The organism is Citrobacter sp. C6_1 (assembly GCF_014596835.2).
Lineage (GTDB): Bacteria > Pseudomonadota > Gammaproteobacteria > Enterobacterales > Enterobacteriaceae > Citrobacter > Citrobacter pasteurii.
In genome coordinates, this window is the sequence record NZ_CP115031.1 from 1,735,227 (window position 1) to 1,756,807 (window position 21,581).

The 21,581-nt window shown below is 53.7% G+C and carries 20 protein-coding genes; 15 read left to right on the forward strand and 5 right to left on the reverse strand.

Going from position 1 to position 21,581, the window contains the following annotated elements; translation table 11 throughout:
- Positions 1–924, forward strand: a complete 924-nt coding sequence (locus IB196_RS08345; protein WP_188232084.1) for a Gfo/Idh/MocA family oxidoreductase — start codon at positions 1–3, stop codon at positions 922–924.
- Positions 925–1,145: 221 nt separating this feature from the next.
- On the forward strand, positions 1,146–2,681 hold the full coding sequence (gene murJ, locus IB196_RS08350; protein ID WP_005129059.1) for a murein biosynthesis integral membrane protein MurJ: 1,536 nt from the start codon (positions 1,146–1,148) through the stop codon (positions 2,679–2,681).
- 88 nt (positions 2,682–2,769) lie between these two features.
- Here murJ and flgN read toward each other — a convergent pair whose 3' ends face one another.
- The 3 genes from flgN to flgA form a co-directional block, all read right to left on the reverse strand.
- A complete protein-coding gene (flgN, locus tag IB196_RS08355; RefSeq protein ID WP_040230671.1) occupies positions 2,770–3,192 on the reverse strand; it encodes a flagella biosynthesis chaperone FlgN in 423 nt (140 codons plus the stop codon).
- Between the two features lie 3 nt (positions 3,193–3,195).
- The gene (gene flgM / locus IB196_RS08360) at positions 3,196–3,489 is read right to left on the reverse strand and encodes a flagellar biosynthesis anti-sigma factor FlgM (RefSeq protein WP_005129057.1); all 294 of its coding nucleotides are present in this window, start codon (positions 3,487–3,489) and stop codon (positions 3,196–3,198) included.
- A 93-nt stretch (positions 3,490–3,582) separates the two neighbouring features.
- Positions 3,583–4,242, reverse strand: coding sequence for a flagellar basal body P-ring formation chaperone FlgA (gene flgA / locus IB196_RS08365; protein WP_005129055.1), 660 nt, complete (start codon positions 4,240–4,242; stop codon positions 3,583–3,585).
- Between the two features lie 157 nt (positions 4,243–4,399).
- Here flgA and flgB point away from each other — a divergent pair, with 157 nt between their 5' ends.
- The 11 genes from flgB (at position 4,400) to flgL (ending at position 14,251) form a co-directional block, all read left to right on the forward strand.
- Positions 4,400–4,816 carry a flagellar basal body rod protein FlgB gene (flgB, locus tag IB196_RS08370; protein WP_003036189.1) on the forward strand — a complete coding sequence of 139 codons (417 nt, stop codon included), beginning with the start codon at positions 4,400–4,402 and terminating at the stop codon, positions 4,814–4,816.
- A gap of 3 nt (positions 4,817–4,819) precedes the next feature.
- Entirely contained in the window at positions 4,820–5,224 is a 405-nt protein-coding gene (gene flgC / locus IB196_RS08375; protein ID WP_005129054.1) for a flagellar basal body rod protein FlgC, read from the forward strand.
- 11 nt (positions 5,225–5,235) lie between these two features.
- Complete coding sequence (gene flgD, locus IB196_RS08380) at positions 5,236–5,934, forward strand: flagellar hook assembly protein FlgD (RefSeq protein ID WP_005129049.1); 699 nt, start codon at positions 5,236–5,238, stop codon at positions 5,932–5,934.
- Positions 5,935–5,960: 26 nt separating this feature from the next.
- On the forward strand, positions 5,961–7,172 hold the full coding sequence (gene flgE / locus IB196_RS08385) for a flagellar hook protein FlgE (protein ID WP_040230673.1): 1,212 nt from the start codon (positions 5,961–5,963) through the stop codon (positions 7,170–7,172).
- 20 nt (positions 7,173–7,192) lie between these two features.
- On the forward strand, positions 7,193–7,948 hold the full coding sequence (locus tag IB196_RS08390) for a flagellar basal body rod protein FlgF (protein WP_005129046.1): 756 nt from the start codon (positions 7,193–7,195) through the stop codon (positions 7,946–7,948).
- Positions 7,949–7,961: 13 nt separating this feature from the next.
- A complete protein-coding gene (gene flgG, locus IB196_RS08395) occupies positions 7,962–8,744 on the forward strand; it encodes a flagellar basal-body rod protein FlgG (protein ID WP_005129045.1) in 783 nt (260 codons plus the stop codon).
- 57 nt (positions 8,745–8,801) lie between these two features.
- Positions 8,802–9,500 carry a flagellar basal body L-ring protein FlgH gene (flgH, locus tag IB196_RS08400; protein ID WP_003836756.1) on the forward strand — a complete coding sequence of 233 codons (699 nt, stop codon included), beginning with the start codon at positions 8,802–8,804 and terminating at the stop codon, positions 9,498–9,500.
- 33 nt (positions 9,501–9,533) lie between these two features.
- Entirely contained in the window at positions 9,534–10,610 is a 1,077-nt protein-coding gene (locus tag IB196_RS08405) for a flagellar basal body P-ring protein FlgI (RefSeq protein ID WP_005129044.1), read from the forward strand.
- Positions 10,610–11,560 (forward strand): flagellar assembly peptidoglycan hydrolase FlgJ, encoded by a 951-nt coding sequence (gene flgJ, locus IB196_RS08410; RefSeq protein WP_121584801.1) that lies wholly within the window; start codon positions 10,610–10,612, stop codon positions 11,558–11,560. The genes IB196_RS08405 and flgJ overlap by 1 nt, the downstream gene beginning before the upstream one ends.
- A gap of 64 nt (positions 11,561–11,624) precedes the next feature.
- Entirely contained in the window at positions 11,625–13,283 is a 1,659-nt protein-coding gene (gene flgK / locus IB196_RS08415; protein ID WP_155021310.1) for a flagellar hook-associated protein FlgK, read from the forward strand.
- Positions 13,284–13,297: 14 nt separating this feature from the next.
- A complete protein-coding gene (gene flgL, locus IB196_RS08420) occupies positions 13,298–14,251 on the forward strand; it encodes a flagellar hook-associated protein FlgL (protein ID WP_005129037.1) in 954 nt (317 codons plus the stop codon).
- Positions 14,252–14,329: 78 nt separating this feature from the next.
- Here the strand turns inward: flgL and IB196_RS08425 are convergent, their stop codons facing one another.
- Positions 14,330–15,529 (reverse strand): MFS transporter, encoded by a 1,200-nt coding sequence (locus IB196_RS08425; protein WP_188232085.1) that lies wholly within the window; start codon positions 15,527–15,529, stop codon positions 14,330–14,332.
- A gap of 111 nt (positions 15,530–15,640) precedes the next feature.
- Here IB196_RS08425 and IB196_RS08430 point away from each other — a divergent pair, with 111 nt between their 5' ends.
- Positions 15,641–16,576 (forward strand): LysR family transcriptional regulator, encoded by a 936-nt coding sequence (locus IB196_RS08430; RefSeq protein ID WP_040230679.1) that lies wholly within the window; start codon positions 15,641–15,643, stop codon positions 16,574–16,576.
- A gap of 40 nt (positions 16,577–16,616) precedes the next feature.
- Here IB196_RS08430 and rne read toward each other — a convergent pair whose 3' ends face one another.
- Positions 16,617–19,898, reverse strand: a complete 3,282-nt coding sequence (rne, locus tag IB196_RS08435; protein WP_188232086.1) for a ribonuclease E — start codon at positions 19,896–19,898, stop codon at positions 16,617–16,619.
- 699 nt (positions 19,899–20,597) lie between these two features.
- Between rne and rluC the strand changes: the two genes are divergently transcribed.
- Positions 20,598–21,551 (forward strand): 23S rRNA pseudouridine(955/2504/2580) synthase RluC, encoded by a 954-nt coding sequence (gene rluC / locus IB196_RS08440; RefSeq protein WP_005129028.1) that lies wholly within the window; start codon positions 20,598–20,600, stop codon positions 21,549–21,551.
- Positions 21,552–21,581 lie beyond the last annotated feature (30 nt).

Here is a 21,581-nt window from a genome sequence, read left to right on the forward strand (position 1 = left end):
GTGGGAAAATTGCGTATTGGCGTGGTCGGGTTAGGAGGCATCGCGCAAAAGGCATGGTTGCCTGTGTTGGGTGCATCTGTGGACTGGACGCTGCAGGGCGCATGGTCCCCCTCGCGGGAAAAAGCGCAGCGTATTTGTGAAACCTGGCGAATGCCATACGTTGATTCCGTACAGAATTTAGCGGCAACCTGCGATGCTGTTTTCGTTCATTCCAGTACCGCCACTCACTACGCCGTAGTGAGTGAGTTGTTGAATGCCGGCGTTCATGTTTGCGTGGACAAGCCGCTGGCAGAAAATCTGCGCGAAGCTGAACAACTGGTGGAGCTAGCGGCGCGGAAAAAACTGACGCTAATGGTTGGATTTAATCGCCGCTTTGCGCCGCTGTATCAGGATCTAAAGGCGCAGTTGGTCAATGCGGCGTCTGTCCGTATGGACAAGCACCGTACGAACAGCGTCGGGCCGCACGATCTGCGTTTTACGCTGCTGGATGATTACCTGCATGTGGTAGACACCGCGCTGTGGCTGGCAGGAGGAAAGGTTCAACTTAATGGCGGCACGCTGTTAACAAATGACATCGGTGAAATGCTTTATGCTGAACATCATTTTTCTGCCGATCAGCTACAGATAACCACCAGTATGCACCGCCGTGCTGGTAGCCAGCGCGAGTGTATCCAGGCCGTGACTGAGGGTGGCTTGATTGATGTAACGGATATGCGGGAATGGCGCGAAGAACGCGGGCAGGGGGGGGTACATAAGCCCATTGCTGGATGGCAAACTACGCTAGAACAACGTGGGTTTGCCGGATGCGCACGCCATTTTATAGCCTGTGTACAAAATCAGACGGTTCCTGAGACGGCCGGCGAGCAGGCGATTCTGGCGCAGCGTGTGGTTGATAAACTGTGGCGGGAGGCGATGGCGGAATAACCCCCTGTAACATCTGGCGGTAGTAATTCACGGTAATCCAGGTACTATATGCCCACTCAAAAAACACCTCTTTTCAAGCTATAGACCAGTTTGTCAGCCTGATAAGACGCTTTAGCGTCGGCATCAGGCCCTGCGACATTGCCGGATGAGGGCTCAACGCCTTCTCCGGCCAATGGACTGGCTATGCGGGGTTCTGCCTCAGAGTCTGGAATACAACATAGATGAATTTATTAAAATCGCTGGCAGCCGTCAGCTCGATGACGATGTTCTCACGTGTGCTGGGTTTTGCGCGTGACGCGATTGTCGCCAGAATCTTTGGCGCAGGGATGGCGACCGACGCCTTTTTTGTGGCATTCAAACTTCCTAACCTGCTGCGCCGCATTTTTGCTGAGGGAGCGTTCTCTCAGGCGTTTGTACCGATTCTTGCCGAATACAAAAGTAAGCAGGGCGAAGACGCCACCCGCGTGTTTGTCGCCTATGTTTCTGGTCTATTGACGCTGGCGCTGGCCGTCGTCACGGTGGCCGGGATGCTTGCTGCGCCGTGGGTGATAATGGTCACCGCGCCAGGGTTTGCTGATACTGCAGATAAGTTCACACTGACCACCCAACTGCTGCGAATAACCTTTCCTTATATTTTGCTGATTTCGCTGGCCTCACTGGCTGGTGCAATCCTTAACACATGGAATCGCTTCTCCATTCCAGCGTTTGCGCCGACGTTTCTGAATATCAGCATGATTGGTTTTGCGCTGTTTGCCGCGCCTTATTTCCATCCGCCGGTGCTGGCGCTGGCGTGGGCTGTCACCGTGGGCGGTGTGCTGCAACTGGTTTATCAGCTTCCACATTTGAAGAAAATTGGCATGCTGGTACTGCCGCGTGTCAACTTCCGCGATGAAGGTGCGATGCGCGTCGTGAAGCAAATGGGGCCGGCGATCCTTGGGGTCTCTGTCAGCCAGATTTCTCTCATCATCAATACGATTTTTGCCTCGTTTCTGGCCTCCGGCTCGGTGTCATGGATGTACTATGCCGACCGCCTGATGGAGTTTCCGTCCGGTGTTTTGGGGGTGGCGCTGGGGACAATCCTGCTGCCGTCACTGTCCAAAAGTTTTTCCAGCGGTAATCATGATGAGTATTGCCGCCTGATGGACTGGGGGCTGCGCCTGTGCTTTCTGCTGGCGTTACCCAGTGCCGTGGCATTGGGGATCCTGGCGAAACCGCTGACGGTGTCGCTGTTCCAGTACGGAAAATTTACCGCGTTTGATGCGGCGATGACCCAGCGCGCGCTGGTGGCGTATTCGGTCGGGCTGATTGGTATTATCGTCGTGAAAGTATTGGCGCCTGGTTTTTACTCGCGTCAGGATATTAAAACGCCGGTAAAAATTGCCATTGTAACGCTGATTCTGACCCAGGTGATGAACCTGGCGTTTATCGGGCCGTTGAAGCATGCCGGACTGTCGTTGTCGATCGGTTTGGCGGCGTGTCTGAATGCTTCACTGCTCTACTGGCAACTGCGCAAACAGAAAATATTCACCCCACAGCCGGGCTGGGCCTGGTTCCTGACGCGTCTGCTGATTTCAGTGCTGGTGATGTCTGCTGCGCTGGTAGGGATGCTTTACATGATGCCGGACTGGTCACAGGGGACAATGGTGTGGCGTGTGATGCGTCTGATGGCGGTGGTGGTCGTGGGAATCGTTGCCTACTTTGCCGCTCTTGCTGTGCTGGGCTTTAAAGTGAAAGAGTTTGTTCGCCGGACGGCGTAATGGACATCCTATGCCGGATGGCGGCGCAACGCCGCATCCGGCCAACAGAATAGCGTTGCCTGATAAGCACAATGCCATCAGGCAATGATCAAATAGAGAATTTTTTCCCGCCGCGATGTGCCGCAGAGGTCTGGCCGTTTGCGCCATACAGCGTCGGCTCCTGGTGCGGTTTCAGCACTTGAATTGCCTGTTGATTGCGTTCGATCTGCCCTTCGAGCAGCCAACCATTGTGTTGGTTGAGATCGCGCAAATGCTGTGTCTTCTTCGTGATTGTCTGCCAGCGCTCGGCAATCTCATCATTGGCGCTGCGCGAGGCATCATTTTCCAGGCGGCGCTGCTGTTCCAGATAATCGAGGGTGGCCAGCAAAGAACTTTTTTCTTCTGTAATTCGCTGTAGCTGGCTACCGTTGATCTGCCCTGCAGAAAGCTGATGCTGCTCAGCATCCATCACCGTTTTCAGGTCATTGAGGACGGCCGTCATCTGATCAAGTATTTCTGACAAACGAGTCATACTTTATTTACTCTGTAGGTAGCTCTGTGCCTCGCGGATCAGCGAGTCGGCAATTTTTCCGGTATCCATTTTCAGCTCGCCGTTACGGATCGCGGTTTTCAGCGCTTCGACACGTTCCATGTTGATGTCATTGGTGCCGGGCTGCATCAGTTTGGCCTGAGCGTCACTCAGCATTACGCTGGTGCTGTTTGTCGTCGCTGTTTTTTCCTTCCGCGCTTTTTGTACCGGCGAGTCGCTGGTTTCGCGTGGCTGGACAGTGCTTACTGGCTTCAATGGTGAGGTACGATCAATACTCATTTTTTCTATCCTCATCGAGGGGTTACGCTATAGCGACCCGCTTTAATCATTGGTTGATTATCTATCGGCACTCGCTAAAAAATCTTTAACCTATTATAGGTTAATAAGAATATTCCCATCAGAATCGACGATTCCACTCACCACCTGACCAGAAATCATCCGCACCCGTGCGTTTTGCGCGACGGCTGCATTGTTGAGCGCTTTACCTTCGGCATTGACCCGAAAGCCGTCTCCGTTGGCGATAACCATCACGCGTTGACCCGCTTTTATCCGCCACGCCTGGCGCAACATTGTGAGCTGGATTGGCTGACCGGGAACCAGGTCGCGCAGGCTCACGGCATCCTGAACCTGATTAACGTCCAGTACGGCGCGTGGCGGCAGTTGATCCAAACGACCACGTTTTAGCGTTACGCTGGCCGCGTTCAGTGCGCTTCCTCGGGCAACAGGGGCCGCTGCGACAACATAGTTGCCGGTGGCTTGCACCGTGACCTGCAGGTAGCGCTTTTCATTGGCGCAGCGAGCCAGTACGTTCACGTTACCCCACAGTTTCGCACTGCCGGACACGCTCAGCGCAGGCTGGTCACAGCTGGGCTGCAAGTTTGGCGGCGTACGGACAGTGACGACCACCTCATCGCTAAACCCGGCCAGGCGCTGGGAAAACCACGCGGTTAACTGCGAATTCAGGTCTTGTGCCAGCGTCATAGGGCTGAACAGCAGTGCTGCCACAACTATTCCACGTTTAAACGTTTGCATCAAAACCTCGCGCTTTTTCAGGTAGTGGCAGGATTCTACCTGTGTGACGCAGTCATCAACGCAACAAATAGCGACGCATTTTGCGTTTATTCCGGCGATAACGCGCGCGTGATGGGATTTAAGCTGTCGGCTGAATTTTGTCATTTGCGGAGGAGATATGCTCGATAAGCTCGACGCCGCCTTACGTTTTCAACAGGAAGCGCTGAATTTGCGCGCCCAACGCCAGGAAATATTAGCGGCCAACATTGCCAATGCCGACACGCCAGGGTATCAGGCGCGCGACCTGGATTTCGCCAGTGAATTAAAAAAAGTCATGGTGCGCGGGCGGGAAGAAACGGGCGGTGTTTCGTTGACGCTGACCTCTGCACAACACATTCCTGCCCAGACTGTCTCGGCTCCTTCTACGGAGTTGCTCTATCGCATTCCTGACCAGCCGTCTCTGGATGGCAACACGGTGGATATGGACAGGGAGCGTACGCAGTTTGCGGATAACAGCCTGAAGTACCAGATGGGGCTTACCGCGTTAGGTGGGCAAATCAAGGGCATGATGAACGTGCTGCAAGGAGGGAACTAACCCGTGGCGTTGCTCAATATTTTTGATATCGCAGGTTCTGCGCTGACGGCTCAGTCTCAGCGTCTGAACGTGGCTGCCAGCAACATGGCGAACGCCGATAGCGTGACCGGACCTGATGGTCAGCCGTATCGCGCAAAGCAGGTTGTTTTTCAGGTCGATGCAGCGCCAGGCGCAGCAACCGGTGGCGTAAAAGTTTCTGACGTCATTGAAAGTCAGGCGCCGGACAAGCTGGTTTATGAGCCGGGCAATCCGCTGGCGGATGCGAATGGCTACGTAAAAATGCCGAATGTCGACGTGGTCGGCGAGATGGTTAACACCATGTCTGCTTCACGCAGCTATCAGGCAAACGTTGAAGTGCTCAATACCGTAAAAAGCTTGATGCTTAAAACGCTGACGCTGGGCCAGTAAAGGAGGCGCACATGTCCGTTGCTGTAAAAATGAATGACCCGAGTACGTCGGGTGTTAATACTGCCACTGGCAAAAGTTCGCTGACAGGGAGCAACGCGGCCGATCTGCAAAGCAGCTTTCTGACGCTTCTGGTCGCGCAGTTGAAAAACCAGGATCCGACCAACCCGTTGCAAAACAATGAGTTGACTACCCAGTTAGCGCAAATCAGTACCGTAAGCGGCATTGAAAAATTGAATACCACGCTGGGATCGATCTCCGGGCAGATCGATAGCAGCCAGTCGTTGCAGGCCAGTACTCTGATTGGTCATGGCGTCATGATCCCGGGAACCACCATTCTGACCGGTAAAGGTGCGGAAGAAGGGGCAACGACGACCACGACACCGTTTGGCGTTGAGCTGCAGCAACCGGCAGATAAGGTTACCGCAACCATTACCGATAAAGACGGCAAGGTGGTACGCACCATTGATATTGGCGGGTTGAAAGCGGGCGTTCACACCTTTACCTGGGATGGCACCATGACGGACGGCACGGATGCGCCGAGCGGTTCGTATAACGTTTCGATTGCGGCCAGCAACGCCGGAACGCAACTTGTGGCGCAGCCTCTACAGTTTGCGCTGGTGCAGGGTGTTATCCGCAGTAACGGCGGTAATACGCTGGACCTGGGCACCTATGGAACCACCACCCTCGACGAAGTACGGCAGATAATTTAAGCCTTCACACTTATCAGGAGTAAGTCATGGCCTTTTCACAAGCGGTCAGCGGTCTGAACGCTGCAGCGACCAACCTCGATGTCATTGGTAACAACATCGCCAACTCCGCCACCTACGGTTTTAAATCCGGCACGGCATCCTTTGCCGACATGTTCGCCGGTTCTAAAGTGGGTCTGGGCGTTAAAGTTGCGGGTATTACCCAGGACTTTACCGATGGTACCACCACCAACACTGGACGTGGCCTGGATGTGGCTATCAGCCAGAACGGTTTTTTCCGTATGGTTGACAGCAATGGTTCTGTTTTCTTCAGCCGTAACGGTCAGTTCAAGCTCGATGAAAACCGCAATATCGTTAACATGCAGGGACTGAAACTGACGGGCTATCCAGCGACCGGTACGCCGCCGACAGTTCAGCAAGGTGCGAACCCAGGGCCGATCACGATCCCTAATACATTGATGGCGGCACAGGCAACCAGCAAGGCCTCAATGCAGATCAACCTGAACTCATCGGATAAAATCCCGACAACGACAAAGTTCGATCCGAAAGATGCTGACAGCTATAACAAAAAAGGCCCTGTTACCGTTTATGACAGCCTGGGCAATGCCCACGAAGTTAACGCCTATTTTGTAAAACAGCCTGATAACAAATGGGCTGTCTATACCATTGATAGCAGCGATCCGAAGGCTGCTGTACCAACCGCACCAACGTCCACGCTGGAATTTGATACCAATGGGGCGCTAACCGGTGGCGGTACATTCAATATCACCACAGCTGCGCTCAATGGCGCACCTGCCGTCACCTTCGCAATGAGTTTCCAGAACTCCATGCAGCAGAACACCGGTGCAAACAACATTGTTGCCACTAACCAGGACGGCTACAAACCAGGCGATCTGGTGAGCTACCAGATTAACAATGACGGTACCGTAGTCGGTAACTACTCCAACGAACAGAAACAGGTTTTGGGACAGATCGTGCTGGCAAACTTTGCCAACAACGAAGGTCTGGCATCTCAGGGTGATAACGTCTGGGCGGCAACGCAGGCCTCCGGTGTGGCACTGCTGGGTACCGCGGGTACGGGGAACTTCGGCAAACTGACCAACGGTGCGTTGGAAGCCTCTAACGTGGATTTGAGTAAAGAACTGGTGAATATGATCGTCGCTCAGCGTAACTATCAGTCGAATGCGCAGACCATCAAAACCCAGGATCAGATCCTTAACACACTGGTCAACCTGCGCTAAGCGCCTGACGGGATGGCTTAATGGATCACGCAATATATACCGCCATGGGCGCGGCCAGTCAGACGCTGAATCAACAGGCGGTGACGGCCAGCAACCTGGCAAATGCCTCCACACCGGGTTTTCGTGCTCAGCTCAACGCGCTGCGTGCGGTTCCCGTAGAAGGGCTTTCGCTGCCAACGCGTACGCTGGTGGTCGCCTCCACGCCTGGAGCTGACATGACGCCAGGCCAGATGGATTATACCTCCCGTCCGCTGGATGTGGCTTTGCAGCAGGATGGCTGGTTGGCTGTGCAGACCGCTGATGGCCGCGAAGGATACACCCGCAATGGCGCAATTCAGGTGAGTCCAACCGGTGAACTGACCATTCAGGGACATCCGGTGATTGGCGAAGCTGGGCCGATAGCGGTACCGGAAGGGTCGGAAGTGACTATCGCCGCTGACGGAACGATTTCGGCGCTCAACCCAGGCGATCCCGCGAATACGGTGGCGCCAGTAGGACGTCTGAAGCTGGTTAAAGCGACGGGAAGTGAAGTGCAACGTGGTGATGACGGTATGTTCCGTCTGAGTGCGGCAGCGCAGGCTACCCGGGGACCGACACTGCAAGCCGACCCCAGCATCCGCGTGATGTCGGGCGTACTGGAAGGCAGTAACGTCAAACCGGTTGCGGCGATGAGCGATATGATCGCCAGCGCTCGCCGCTTCGAAATGCAGATGAAGATTATCAGTAGCGTGGATGATAACGCGGGCCGCGCCAACCAACTGCTGTCGATGAGTTAATACAGGACATTTTATGATCAATTCATTATGGATCGCCAAAACCGGCCTGGACGCGCAGCAAACCAACATGGATGTGATTGCCAACAACCTGGCAAACGTCAGTACTAATGGTTTTAAACGCCAGCGTGCGGTGTTTGAAGATCTGCTGTACCAGACGATTCGCCAGCCTGGCGCTCAGTCTTCTGAACAGACAACGCTGCCGTCTGGTTTGCAGATTGGTACCGGTGTGCGTCCGGTTGCGACCGAACGTTTACATAGCCAGGGTAACCTGTCGCAGACCAACAACAGTAAAGATGTGGCGATTAAAGGCCAGGGGTTTTTCCAGGTCATGCTGCCAGATGGCACGTCAGCCTATACCCGTGATGGCTCTTTCCAGGTGGATCAGAACGGTCAGTTGGTAACGGCGGGTGGTTTTCAGGTGCAGCCTGCAATCACTATCCCGGCTAACTCGCTCAGTATCACTATTGGGCGCGACGGGATTGTCAGTGTCACCCAGCAGGGTCAGGCTGCTCCAGTTCAGGTAGGGCAGCTCAACCTGACGACCTTCATGAATGATACCGGTCTGGAAAGTATTGGTGAGAATCTGTACACCGAAACGCAATCGTCCGGTGCACCGAACGAAAGCACGCCGGGGCTGAACGGTGCGGGCCTGTTGTACCAGGGTTATGTGGAAACCTCTAACGTCAACGTGGCGGAAGAACTGGTCAACATGATCCAGGTTCAACGTGCTTATGAAATCAACAGTAAAGCGGTATCGACCACCGATCAGATGCTGCAGAAACTGACGCAACTCTAAAGTGACGTCCGGTGGGGTGAAAGCCTCACCGGCGTACTGATTTTGAAGATGAAGGCAATGCGAAAATACGCGCTTCACCCATACCCGATTTTGGCCCTGCTGGTGGTTTCACTGACAGGATGCGCCTGGATCCCGGCCACTCCGCTCGTGCAGGGCGCGACGACTGCCCAGCCAGTTCCAGGCCCGACGCCGGTGGCGAATGGATCAATATTTCAGTCTGCGCAGCCGATTAATTATGGCTACCAGCCGTTATTTGAAGACCGCCGTCCGCGCAATATTGGCGATACGTTGACTATCGTATTGCAGGAAAACGTCAGCGCGAGCAAAAGCTCCTCGGCGAATGCCAGTCGTGATGGCAAAACTAACTTTGGGTTTGACACGGTACCACGTTATCTGCAGGGGTTATTTGGCAACGAGCGTGCCGACGTAGAGGCTTCTGGTGGCAACTCGTTTAACGGTAAAGGCGGCGCGAACGCCAGAAATACCTTCAGCGGTACGCTGACCGTAACGGTCGATCAGGTACTGGTGAATGGCAACTTACATGTCGTGGGTGAAAAACAGATCGCCATTAATCAGGGCACTGAATTCATTCGCTTCTCCGGGGTGGTTAACCCGCGCACCATCAGTGGCAGTAACTCCGTACCGTCAACGCAGGTTGCGGACGCGCGGATTGAGTACGTCGGCAACGGCTACATCAATGAAGCGCAAAATATGGGCTGGTTGCAGCGTTTCTTCCTTAACTTGTCGCCGATGTAAGCGAGGTCTCCAGTGTTTAAAACTTTTGTTGGAATGGTACTGGTGTTGGTAACCGCCTTCGCGCATGCCGACCGTATTCGAGACCTGACCAGCGTGCAGGGCGTGCGGGAAAACTCGCTGATTGGTTATGGGCTGGTGGTCGGGCTGGATGGTACGGGTGACCAGACTACCCAGACGCCATTTACGACACAAACGCTCAACAACATGCTGTCGCAGTTGGGGATCACCGTGCCCACCGGCACCAATATGCAGCTGAAAAACGTGGCAGCGGTAATGGTCACCGCGCAGTTCCCGGCCTTTGGTCGTCAGGGGCAAACCATTGACGTGGTGGTCTCTTCCATGGGGAACGCTAAAAGCCTGCGCGGCGGTACGCTGCTGATGACTCCGCTGAAAGGGGTCGATAGCCAGGTATATGCGTTGGCGCAGGGGAATATTCTGGTTGGCGGTGCAGGCGCGGCTGCGGGTGGCAGCAGCGTGCAGGTAAACCAGCTCAATGGCGGACGTATTACCAACGGCGCGACCATCGAACGCGAATTACCCAGCCAGTTCGGCGGTGGTAACACCATTAATTTGCAGCTGAATAATGAAGATTTCACCATGGCGCAGCAAATTACCGACACCATTAACCGCTCGCGCGGTTTTGGCAGCGCAACGGCGCTGGATGCCCGGACGATCCAGGTGCGGGTGCCAAGCGGCAACAGTTCGCAGGTGCGCTTCCTCGCCGACATTCAGAATATGGAGGTGAACGTCACGCCGCAGGACGCGAAGGTAATTATTAACTCGCGTACGGGATCGGTGGTCATGAACCGCGAGGTAACGCTGGACAGCTGTGCCGTGGCGCAAGGCAACCTGTCGATTACGGTTAACCGCCAGGCGAATGTTAGCCAGCCGGATACACCGTTTGGCGGTGGGCAAACTGTAGTGACGCCACAAACGCAGATCGATCTGCGCCAGAGCGGTGGTTCGTTGCAGAGCGTGCGTTCCAGCGCCAACCTGAACAACGTCGTACGTGCATTGAATGCGCTGGGGGCAACACCGATGGACCTGATGTCTATCCTGCAATCCATGCAAAGTGCGGGTTGTCTGCGCGCCAAACTGGAAATCATCTGATGATTGGTGATAGCAAACTGCTGACCAGCGCAGCCTGGGATGCACAATCACTGAACGAACTGAAAGCGAAAGCGGGTCAGGATCCGGCGGCAAATATCCGCCCGGTCGCCCGCCAGGTTGAAGGGATGTTCGTGCAGATGATGCTGAAAAGTATGCGCGAGGCGTTGCCAAAAGACGGTGTGTTTAGCAGCGACTCCACGCGTTTATACACCAGCATGTATGACCAACAGATCGCCCAGCAGATGACCGCAGGAAAAGGTCTGGGGCTGGCAGAAATGATGGTCAAGCAGATGACGCAAGGACAGGGGCAACCTGCGGATGATGCGCCGCAGGTACCGATGAAATTCTCGCTGGAAACGGTGACCAGCTATCAAAATCAGACGCTGACGCAACTGGTGCGTAAAGCGATGCCCAGAACCACAGAAAGCAATGATGAGCCACTGTCGGGTGACAGCAAAGACTTCCTGGCTCAACTTTCGCTGCCGGCAAAACTGGCCAGTCAGCAGAGTGGGGTTCCTCATCATCTGATTCTGGCGCAGGCTGCGCTGGAGTCCGGGTGGGGGCAACGACAAATTCGACGGGAGAATGGCGAGCCGAGCTTTAACATTTTTGGTGTGAAAGCCTCGGGAAGCTGGAAAGGGCCGACCACTGAAATCACCACCACCGAATACGAAAACGGTGAGGCGAAAAAAGTGAAAGCGAAATTCCGTGTTTATAGCTCCTATCTTGAAGCACTGTCGGATTATGTCGGTCTGATATCCCGCAATCCGCGTTACGCCGCGGTGACCGGTGCCGCGACCGCTGAGCAGGGTGCCCAGGCATTGCAGAATGCTGGTTACGCCACTGACCCTAACTATGCGCGCAAATTAACCAGCATGATCCAGCAGCTAAAATCGATGAGCGAAAAGGTGAGTAAAACCTACAGCACGAATCTCGATAATCTCTTTTAAATAGCTCAAGTCTGCTGACCTGCTGCCGATAATACCGAGTATTGAAGGATTACAAGGAACCTCCATGTCCAGCTTGATTAATAACGCGATGAGTGGACTCAGCGCAGCGCAGGCCGCGTTGAACACTGCCAGTAATAACATCTCCAGCTATAACGTTGCCGGCTATACCCGACAAACGACAATTATGGCGCAAGCGAACAGCACGCTGGGTGCGGGGGGCTGGGTCGGCAATGGTGTCTATGTTTCTGGCGTACAGCGTGAGTATGACTCATTTATCACTAATCAGTTACGTGCGGCGCAGAACCAGAGCAGCGGCCTGACGACACGTTACGAGCAAATGTCAAAAATCGACAACCTGCTCGCCAGCAAAACCAGTTCGATCTCAACGTCGATGCAGGGCTTTTTTACCAGCCTGCAGACGTTGGTGAGTAACGCAGAAGATCCGGCGGCGCGTCAGGCACTTATCGGTAAAGCTGATGGCTTAGTCAATCAGTTCAGAACGACGGACCAATATCTACGCGATCAGGATAAGCAGGTCAATATTGCGATTAAGGCCAGCGTCGATCAAATCAACAACTATTCGAAGCAAATTGCCAGCCTTAACGACCAAATCTCCCGTTTGACCGGCGTTGGCGCGGGTGCATCACCGAACGATCTGCTCGATCAGCGCGATCAACTGGTGAGTGAGCTGAACAAGATTGTCGGCGTGGAAGTCAGCATTCAGGACGGCGGCACCTATAACGTGACTATGGCGAATGGCTATTCGCTGGTGCAAGGCAGCAATGCTCGCCAACTGGCCGCTGTACCTTCCAGCGATGATCCCTCTCGCACGACTGTCGCTTATGTTGACGGCGTGGCCGGAGAAGTTGCCATCCCGGAAAAGCTGATCACGACCGGTTCGCTGGGCGGGCTGTTGACGTTCCGTTCGCAGGAACTCGACCAGACGCGTAATACCCTTGGTCAGTTGGCCCTCGCTTTTGCTGATGCGTTTAACACGCAGCACAAAAAAGGTTTTGATGCCAACGGCGACCCGGGCAAAAACTTTTTCGATATTGGTGGCCCGGCAGTCCTTAGCAATACGAAAAATAAAGGGACCGGTGCGCTGGACGTTAAAATGACCGACAGCTCGTCGGTGCAGGCCACAGACTATAAAATTACGTTTGATGGCGTTGACTGGCAGGTGACCCGTCTGGCTGACAATACCAGCTTTAAGCCGACGGTCACTGACGGAAAAATGTCGTTTGATGGGCTGGAAATCACCGTCAAAAATGGTGCGCTGGCGAATGATAGCTTTACGGTGAAACCCGTGGGTGACGCCATTATTAATATGAAAGTGGCGGTGACCGACGAGTCGAAAATCGCCATGGCTGAAGTGTCCAAAAATGACACTGACCCCAATGTTGATAAAGGAAAAAGCGATAACCGTAACGGTCAGAAATTGCTGGATCTGCAGACCAAGGCAACTATCGGGAATAAAACCTTTAACGATGCTTACGCTACGCTGGTGAGCGATGTCGGCAACAAAACGGCGACCTTAAAAACCAGTAGTACCACGCAAAACAACGTGGTCACGCAGCTTTCAAATCAGCAACAGTCTATTTCCGGGGTTAACCTCGACGAAGAGTACGGGAATTTGCAGCGTTATCAGCAGTATTACCTGGCCAACGCTCAGGTACTGCAAACGGCGAATTCACTCTTTGATGCACTGCTGAATATTCGCTAAGGGAGAGGAATTCAATGCGTATCAGTACTCAGATGATGTACCAGCAGAATATGCGCGGCATCACCAACTCTCAGGCTGAATGGTTGAAATTTGGCGAGCAGATGTCAACGGGGAAACGCGTGAACAACCCGTCTGACGATCCGATTGCCGCATCACAGGCCGTGGTACTTTCACAGGCCCAGGCGCAGAACAGCCAATATACGCTGGCGCGCACTTTCGCGACGCAAAAAGTGTCACTGGAAGAGAACGTGTTAAGCCGGGCGACGACCGCTATTACCGCGGCACAGGAAAAAATTGTCAATGCTGGCAACGGTACATTGAGTGATGATAACCGGGCATCGTTGGCAACTGATTTGCAAGGGATCCGCGATCAGTTAATGAATCTGGCGAACAGTACCGACGGTAATGGTCGTTATATCTTTGGCGGCTACAAAACGGAAGCCCCGCCATTTGCCCAAACTGATGGTACCTATAGTGGTGGAACTCAAAATATCACCCAACAGGTCGATGCCGCTCGGTCAATGGTGATTGGTCATACCGGGGATAAGATTTTTGACTCGGTGACCAGCAACGCGGTTCCAGAGCCAGATGGAAGCAAGTCAGAAACGAACTTATTCGTCATGTTGGATACCGCTATTGCAGCCCTGAATAAGCCGATTGAAGGCGATGATGCGGCTAAAGAGGCAGCCAAAGCCGCCATCGATAAATCCAACCGTGGTCTGAAGAACTCACTGAATAATGTGCTGTCTGTTCGTGCTGAACTCGGTACGCAACTCAGTGAACTTAGCGCTCTGGACTCGTTGGGGGCCGATCGCGCGTTGGGTCAAACGCAACAGATGAGCAATCTGGTTGATGTTGACTGGAATGCGGCGATTTCTTCGTATGTTATGCAGCAGGCTGCGCTACAGGCATCGTATAAAACGTTTACCGATATGCAGGGAATGTCACTATTCCAGCTCAACAGGTAACAATCCTTTTTGAAACATATCATGAAACTGGATATGTTTGTCTGCCCGCTCCACATACACCCCGGAGCGGGCATTTTTTTAGGCTGCAGTTGTCTGGCTAACAGGTAATTTACCGGTCAGTCTAATTACCAGCGCAACAACGCCGCTGAAAGTGGCCAGTGTCACCACGCCTTCCCAGTTTGCCAGCGCATAGACCTGACTTCCGAGTACAGAACCCAGCGCCATGCCGATAAACACCATGGTAAATAGCAACGCATTCAGACGACCTCTTGCCTGAGGCTCCAGGCTATAAACCAGGTTCTGGTGGGCGACCAGGCTGGATTGCAGTCCGAGATCAAAGCCTATTGCTGACAGGGCAATCAGCAGCCACTGCCCCTGTACTGGCAGGGCCGGAAGCAAGAACATCAGTGCAAATGAAAGCGTGACTAACAGCGCGCCCAACTGTGTTACCCGTCCGGCACCTACTTTATCTGCCAGATGACCTGCCATAGGGGCTGCCAGCGCCCCGGCTGCCCCTGCAATACCAAATGCTCCCGCTATCGCACTGCCCATGTGGTAATGCTCAGAGAGCATAACCGCCAGTGTTGACCAGAAGGCGCTAAAGGCAATGGACAGGAAGCCCTGTGCCAACGCCGCCCGGCGTAGTGCAGGATAACGCTGCCACAGTTGCGCCATGGAGAACATTAATGCCGGATAACTCAGCGTGGAATGGACCGTAAAGCGGGGCAGCATTTTCCACATCAGTACGGCAATCACGGCAATACTGACAGCGGCAAGTTGATACATTTCCCGCCAGCCATAGGCTTCACCTACCAGCCCGCTGATGGTCCGCGAGAGTAAGATCCCCAGCAGAAGACCGGTCATGACGGTACCCACTGTCTTTCCCTGCTTGCCTTCAGGCGCAAGGATGGCTGCGGCCGGCACGATATCCTGAGCCATGGTCGCTGTCATCCCCATCAATAAGCTAACCAGCAGTAGCGAATGCAACTGACCGGTAAAGCTGCAGGCCAACAGCAGCGCGGCAAGAGAAACGCTTTTTAGCAGGATCAATGTCCGGCGGTCATAACGGTCGCCCAGCGGCAACAAAAATAAAATGCCCAGCGCGTATCCTGCCTGGGTGAGCGTTGGCACCAGCCCCATGCCAGTGACGCCTAAGGCCAGGTCCTGACCCATCAAAGGTAAAAGAGGCTGGGCATAATAGATTGCGGCAACGCTGAACCCAGCGCCCAGTGCCAGAACAAAAATAACCCAACGGGAAAGTGCGGTGTGTGTGTTCACAAATGATTCCTCAATCACGGGATGTGCGGCTATTTTTATCCTTCAACAGGTAGCACGGTAGCGAGCGCAGTGGTAAAACAGTTATACGTTACACGTATGAATAATGACTAAATGATAAAAACTGAACGTATAGATAGGGTGGAATTGATGCGCACGTTTGTGCGCATCGTCGAGGCCGGTTCGCTTTCAGCGGCGGCAAAGCAAATGGGCACCACCCAGGCAACCGTCAGTCGGCGGTTACAATCCCTTGAGACGCTGTTGGGCGTTAAGCTGATTATGCGTACCACCCATGCAATGAAGCTGACTGATGATGGTGAGCGAGGGTATCAGCATGCCAAACACATCATTGATGCCTGGCTGGCGCTGGAGGACGGACTGAACATCACGGAGGATGAGCCGGTGGGGACGTTGCGGGTTCGGGCACCACATGCGTTCGGCCAACAACAACTCCTTGAACCGCTTCTGCAGTTCCTTTCCCGCTATCCACAGTTATCCGTTGAGTGGATGCTGAATGATAAGACCGTTGATTTTCTCAGCGACAATATCGACTGCGCTATCCGGGTTGGGGCTGAGGTTGATCCTGCTACGGTCTCGGTTTTACTGGCTGAAGTTCCCCGTAGTATGGTGGTGAGTCCCGCATTGCTGAAACAGTATGGTGAGCCTTCGCATCCGGAGCAGTTATCCGCGCTGCCGTGGATTGCCGTGAACACGTTTTACCAACACAGCGTTTCGTTACTGAATCAATCGCGTAATGAACCGGTCACTCTGAATATTTCACCCAGATTAAGCACCGACAGTATTTATGTTGCAAGAAATGCCGCCCTGGCAGGACTAGGTGTGACGATTGTGTCGAGCTGGATGGTCGAGGAAGATATTGCCAGCGGACGCCTGGTTGCGCTGCTACCCGAGTGGCATGCGGCATCGTTGCCTGTACATTTGGTCTACCCCTGGGCGCGCTACTATCCGACCCGATTACGCAAATTTTTAGCCTTAATGAAGGATGTCATGCCGCAGCTGACGGGGATGAAAGGCGTAGAACAGATATAAAAAAGCCGACCCGAAGGTCGGCTGTGATGTTGATTATGATTTACTCAACGGGCTGCGGGCGCGTTGCAGGCGCGGTCGCCTGGTGTGTGGCGCTGTGTCCGCCTGCAGCACCTTTGCCTTCAAAGGCGAATGCCGGGCGCTGCCACTCGCTATGACGCGGCGCTTCAGGCACATATTCCGGAGCCGGAGCGCGGGTCATCGGTGCGGTCGCATGGCTGTGAAGATGTTCTGCGTCAACGCGGGTTGCGACAGCGTCAGATTCAACGACTGCAGTTTCGACGACAGGTGCTGCAACAACTGGTTGCGACGCTGCGACTTCTTCAACAACAGGCGCTGTTTCCACAACCTCGACAATCTCTTCAACCGCTTCCGGCTGGGAGACCACGACGTCCGTAGGTTCTTCGATAACCGGCGAAGCCACAACTTCAGCCACAGGTTCGGCTTTCGCAGCGATCTCTTCAGCCACAGGTTCGGCTTTCGCAGCGATCTCTTCGGCAACCGGTGCGTCAGACTCAGCGATAATTTGCAGTTGCTGCTCGACCGGAGTAGCAATAACTTCCGGATGCGTGGTTTCAACAACGACGGCCTGCGTTTCCGCTACGCTAACATCAGGTTGCACGACGTTTTCCTGTACAGGGATATCCGCAATGTGCTCAACGACAGCGGCGGCGGCTTGAGGCTCTACTGCCACAGATGCGTTTTGTTCCTGATCCAGTTTCTGTTCGCGCTGTTCTTCAACCTGCATGTCCTGAGTGCGGGCAACAGGGTAGCTAATCCAGACTTTGCCGGACGCTAATTCCGGAGAAGCACAGGCAACCGTTAACGGCATCGGCGACTGAACCGGATAGCGTTCGTCCCGATAGCGACGACGACGCTGCCCGCTTACGCGCAGATGGCGAGGAGAACGACGCGAGCGACGGGGCATACCGTTATTATCGCGTGCTTCGTTGTTGTCCTCTTGCTCTGGTGCAACGACTACGGGTAAATCGACTTTAGCCAGTTCGGTACGTTGAGCCGGGGCGGACTGTTCAACCGATTGAGCAACGGCGGTTTCAGCAACAATCGCTGCAGTCGCCACTTCGGCTTCAACCGGCGCGCTGTCGGTGAATCGAACTTTCTGATTCAACTGACGCTGTTTACGACGAGTTTGCGGCTGACGCACGCGTTCTTCCTGCTCGGAATCCTGCGCAGGCTGTTCAGCCAGGTTCAGTTCTTTAACTTCCTGCTGTGCCTGACGTTTGTCATCGTTGCGACGACGGTTGCGTTCGCGACGCGGGGCCTGCTGCTCATCACCAGATTTCGCTTTGTCTGCGACGTCAGTGGATTGCTGGCGGTTATCGCGTGCTTCCGCATTTTGCTGCTGTGACTGACGACGGTTACGGCGGTTATCTTCACGGTTTTCGCCGTTTTCTGAACGCTCATTACGGTTGTCACGGTCACCACGGTTGTCACGATTATCACGACGCTCGTTACGATCGCGACGATTGTTCTGACGCGGTTTGCGACGATCCTGCTGGCGTTCCGTTTTCTCTTCAGCTTTCGGGGCCGGTTGTTCAACCGGTTTCACTTCTTCACTGCTGCCAAAGATGGACTTCAGCGCGCCGAAGAAACGGCTAATCAAACCCGGCTGTGCAGCGACAGGTGCGGTCGCAGCAGCAGCTTTAGGCGCGGCAGCTTTCACTGCTGGTTCCTGCAGTGCAGGGGCCGGCGGAACATCAGGCATCGCGAAAGTGGCGAGTGCCGGTTGTTCAGGTTGCTTACGCTCGACGTATTCTTCTTCCGTCGGCAACGCCATCGCTTCTTCGTGCAGTTTCGGCAGCAGATAGCTCAGAGTTGGCGTCTCTTCCCCTTTGCGTACACGCAGTACGGAATAGTGCGGCGTTTCCATCTGATCGTTTGGCACGATCACACAGCGCACACCGTTCTGACGCGTCTCAATGGCATTGACCGCAGTACGTTTTTCGTTGAGCAGATAAGACGCAATGGGTACCGGGACGATCGCGTGAACTTCCTGGGTATTCTCTTTCAGCGCTTCTTCTTCGATCAGGCGCAGAATGGAGAGCGACAGCGATTCGTTGTCACGCACGGTACCGGTGCCGGAGCAACGCGGGCAGACGTGGTGACTGGATTCACCCAGTGACGGGCTCAGACGCTGGCGGGACATTTCCAGCAGACCGAAGCGAGAAATATGGCTGATCTGAATACGCGCTCTGTCCTGACGAACGGCTTCACGCAGACGGTTTTCTACCGCTCGCTGGTGGCGAACCGGGGTCATATCGATAAAATCGATGACGATCAGGCCACCAAGGTCACGTAAACGCAGCTGACGCGCAATTTCATCGGCAGCTTCAAGGTTAGTGTTAAACGCCGTTTCTTCAATATCGCCGCCGCGAGTTGCGCGTGCGGAGTTGATATCGATAGCTGTCAGCGCTTCAGTGCTGTCGATAACGATTGAGCCGCCGGAAGGCAGACGCACTTCACGTTGGAAGGCGGATTCAATCTGGGATTCAATCTGGTAGTGGCTGAACAGCGGGATTTCACCGGTGTACAGTTTGATTTTGCTGCTGAAATCCGGACGACCCAGCGCAGCGATGTGCTGACGCGCCATCTCCATCACTTTCGGGTTATCGATAAGGATTTCACCAATATCCTGACGTAAATAGTCACGGAAAGCACGAACGATGACGTTGCTTTCCTGGTGGATCAGGAACGGGGCAGGGCGGCTTTCAGCCGCTTTTTGAATGGCTTCCCAGTGTTTCAGACGGAAGCTCAGGTCCCACTGCAGTGCTTCGGCCGATTTGCCGACACCTGCGGTACGCACGATAAGCCCCATGCCATCAGGCAGTTCGAGGCTTGCCAGCGCTTCTTTTAATTCGGTACGGTCGTCGCCTTCAATGCGACGAGAGATGCCGCCCGCACGCGGATTGTTCGGCATCAAAACCAGATAGCTGCCTGCCAGACTGATAAAGGTTGTCAGTGCTGCGCCTTTATTTCCGCGCTCTTCTTTATCTATCTGAACGATAACTTCCTGACCTTCACGCAACACATCTTTAATGTTGGGGCGGCCGTGGGAACTGTAGTTTGCGGGGAAATATTCGCGGGCGATTTCTTTTAACGGGAGGAAACCGTGACGTTCAGCTCCGTAATCAACAAAAGCAGCTTCCAGACTCGGTTCAATACGGGTAATTTTACCTTTATAGATGTTGGCTTTTTTCTGCTCGTGTCCAGGACTTTCGATATCCAGATCGTACAGACGCTGCCCATCTACAAGGGCGACACGCAACTCTTCCTGCTGAGTCGCGTTAATTAACATTCTTTTCATCGTAACTTACTCATTATTCTTACATTGACGACTAAGCTGCGGGCAGAGAAATGCCTTTCCGGGTGTGAACCGATGGCCTCGTGTCTATTCGCGTCGCCAACCTCACGGTTATCGTCAGCTCAAAGAGGCGCAGAGTGTCGGTTGCCTGTATTTCATACGGAAACACAGCGCAATTATCAGGGGAACAGTCTGGGTATTACTCTCCAGAGAAGCTTCCATTGTGCTTGTCGTCTTACACGCTGTTGGTGCGTTGGCTTCATCTTCTCACCCCAGACACTTACAGGAGTAAGCTTCTGGTGGTTCCCAGACTTGCCGCCTTCCTACAACGCGAAATCCATAGAGCACTTACCGGTAAGGACTGCAACCCGCAGCCCGCTAACTGCCTGAAAGATCAATACGTCTTACGCCATTGCTGCGTTGATGATCGGTCGGGCAAAATTGGGTCATTCCGGAAAAGTTCTTGTTTTAACAAGATTCAACACGGAAACAAGACCATTATTCCACTGCTAACCTTGTTATAGCAAGATGACTTTTGCCATTTATCACCCGGTTACTCACAGTTTTTACACTTCCGCCTGGTGATTGCTTTAATAACCACCAAATCGGTTATGTCAAACTTAAGTAATCGGGTATATCAGTTAATATAAGCATAGAAAAATGTGTGGCGCGAATCTTGATGGCTATTTAAAATCGGCCCCCATGAAAACAGAGACTCCAGCCGTAAAAATAGTTGCCATTACTGCCGATGAAGCAGGGCAACGCATCGACAACTTTTTGCGCACCCAGCTCAAAGGCGTGCCGAAGAGTATGATTTATCGCATTTTGCGTAAAGGCGAAGTGCGGGTGAATAAAAAACGCATCAAACCCGAGTACAAACTTGAAGACGGGGATATTGTGCGTATTCCGCCAGTGCGTGTCGCTGAGCGTGAAGAAGAAGCGATTTCTCCGAATTTGCAGAAGGTCGCTGCGCTGACTGATGTCATTTTGTATGAAGATGACCATATTCTGGTGCTTAACAAACCTTCTGGCACCGCCGTCCATGGTGGCAGCGGATTAAGCTTCGGCGTGATCGAAGGTTTACGTGCCTTACGTCCGGAAGCGCGTTTCCTTGAACTGGTGCATCGTCTGGACCGTGATACCTCCGGTGTGTTGCTGGTCGCCAAAAAGCGCTCGGCGCTGCGTTCACTGCATGAACAATTGCGTGAAAAAGGGATGCAAAAAGACTATCTGGCACTGGTAAGAGGTCAGTGGCAATCGCATGTCAAAGCTGTGCAGGCACCTTTGTTAAAGAACATTCTGCAAAGCGGCGAACGTATCGTGCGGGTAAATCAGGAAGGAAAACCGTCGGAAACCCGTTTTAAAGTGGAGGAGCGCTATGCGTTTGCCACGCTGGTACGTTGTAGCCCGGTAACCGGTCGTACTCACCAGATCCGTGTGCATACGCAATTTGCCGGACATCCGATTGCTTTTGATGACCGCTATGGCGACCGTGAGTTCGATAAGCAACTGACGGGTACGGGGTTGAACCGTCTGTTTCTGCACGCTGCTGCGTTGAAGTTTACTCATCCTGGTACGGGTGAGGTTATGCGGGTTGAAGCGCCGATGGATAATCAGCTGAAACGCTGCCTTGAGGTATTACGCAGCAAAGCCTGATGCGCGTTGCGATTTTATCGCGTTAAACCC

Bases quoted from the DNA above. Each gene is read 5' to 3' on its own strand.
- murJ (WP_005129059.1), top strand. From the start codon at position 1,146: ATGAATTTATTAAAATCGCTGGCAGCCGTCAGCTCGATGACGATGTTC.
- flgN (WP_040230671.1), bottom strand. From the start codon at position 3,192: ATGACTCGTTTGTCAGAAATACTTGATCAGATGACGGCCGTCCTCAAT.
- flgM (WP_005129057.1), bottom strand. From the start codon at position 3,489: ATGAGTATTGATCGTACCTCACCATTGAAGCCAGTAAGCACTGTCCAG.
- flgA (WP_005129055.1), bottom strand. From the start codon at position 4,242: ATGCAAACGTTTAAACGTGGAATAGTTGTGGCAGCACTGCTGTTCAGC.
- flgB (WP_003036189.1), top strand. From the start codon at position 4,400: ATGCTCGATAAGCTCGACGCCGCCTTACGTTTTCAACAGGAAGCGCTG.
- flgD (WP_005129049.1), top strand. From the start codon at position 5,236: ATGTCCGTTGCTGTAAAAATGAATGACCCGAGTACGTCGGGTGTTAAT.
- flgE (WP_040230673.1), top strand. From the start codon at position 5,961: ATGGCCTTTTCACAAGCGGTCAGCGGTCTGAACGCTGCAGCGACCAAC.
- IB196_RS08390 (WP_005129046.1), top strand. From the start codon at position 7,193: ATGGATCACGCAATATATACCGCCATGGGCGCGGCCAGTCAGACGCTG.
- flgG (WP_005129045.1), top strand. From the start codon at position 7,962: ATGATCAATTCATTATGGATCGCCAAAACCGGCCTGGACGCGCAGCAA.
- flgH (WP_003836756.1), top strand. From the start codon at position 8,802: ATGCGAAAATACGCGCTTCACCCATACCCGATTTTGGCCCTGCTGGTG.
- IB196_RS08405 (WP_005129044.1), top strand. From the start codon at position 9,534: ATGGTACTGGTGTTGGTAACCGCCTTCGCGCATGCCGACCGTATTCGA.
- flgJ (WP_121584801.1), top strand. From the start codon at position 10,610: ATGATTGGTGATAGCAAACTGCTGACCAGCGCAGCCTGGGATGCACAA.
- flgK (WP_155021310.1), top strand. From the start codon at position 11,625: ATGTCCAGCTTGATTAATAACGCGATGAGTGGACTCAGCGCAGCGCAG.
- flgL (WP_005129037.1), top strand. From the start codon at position 13,298: ATGCGTATCAGTACTCAGATGATGTACCAGCAGAATATGCGCGGCATC.
- IB196_RS08430 (WP_040230679.1), top strand. From the start codon at position 15,641: ATGATAAAAACTGAACGTATAGATAGGGTGGAATTGATGCGCACGTTT.
- rne (WP_188232086.1), bottom strand. From the start codon at position 19,898: ATGAAAAGAATGTTAATTAACGCGACTCAGCAGGAAGAGTTGCGTGTC.
- rluC (WP_005129028.1), top strand. From the start codon at position 20,598: ATGAAAACAGAGACTCCAGCCGTAAAAATAGTTGCCATTACTGCCGAT.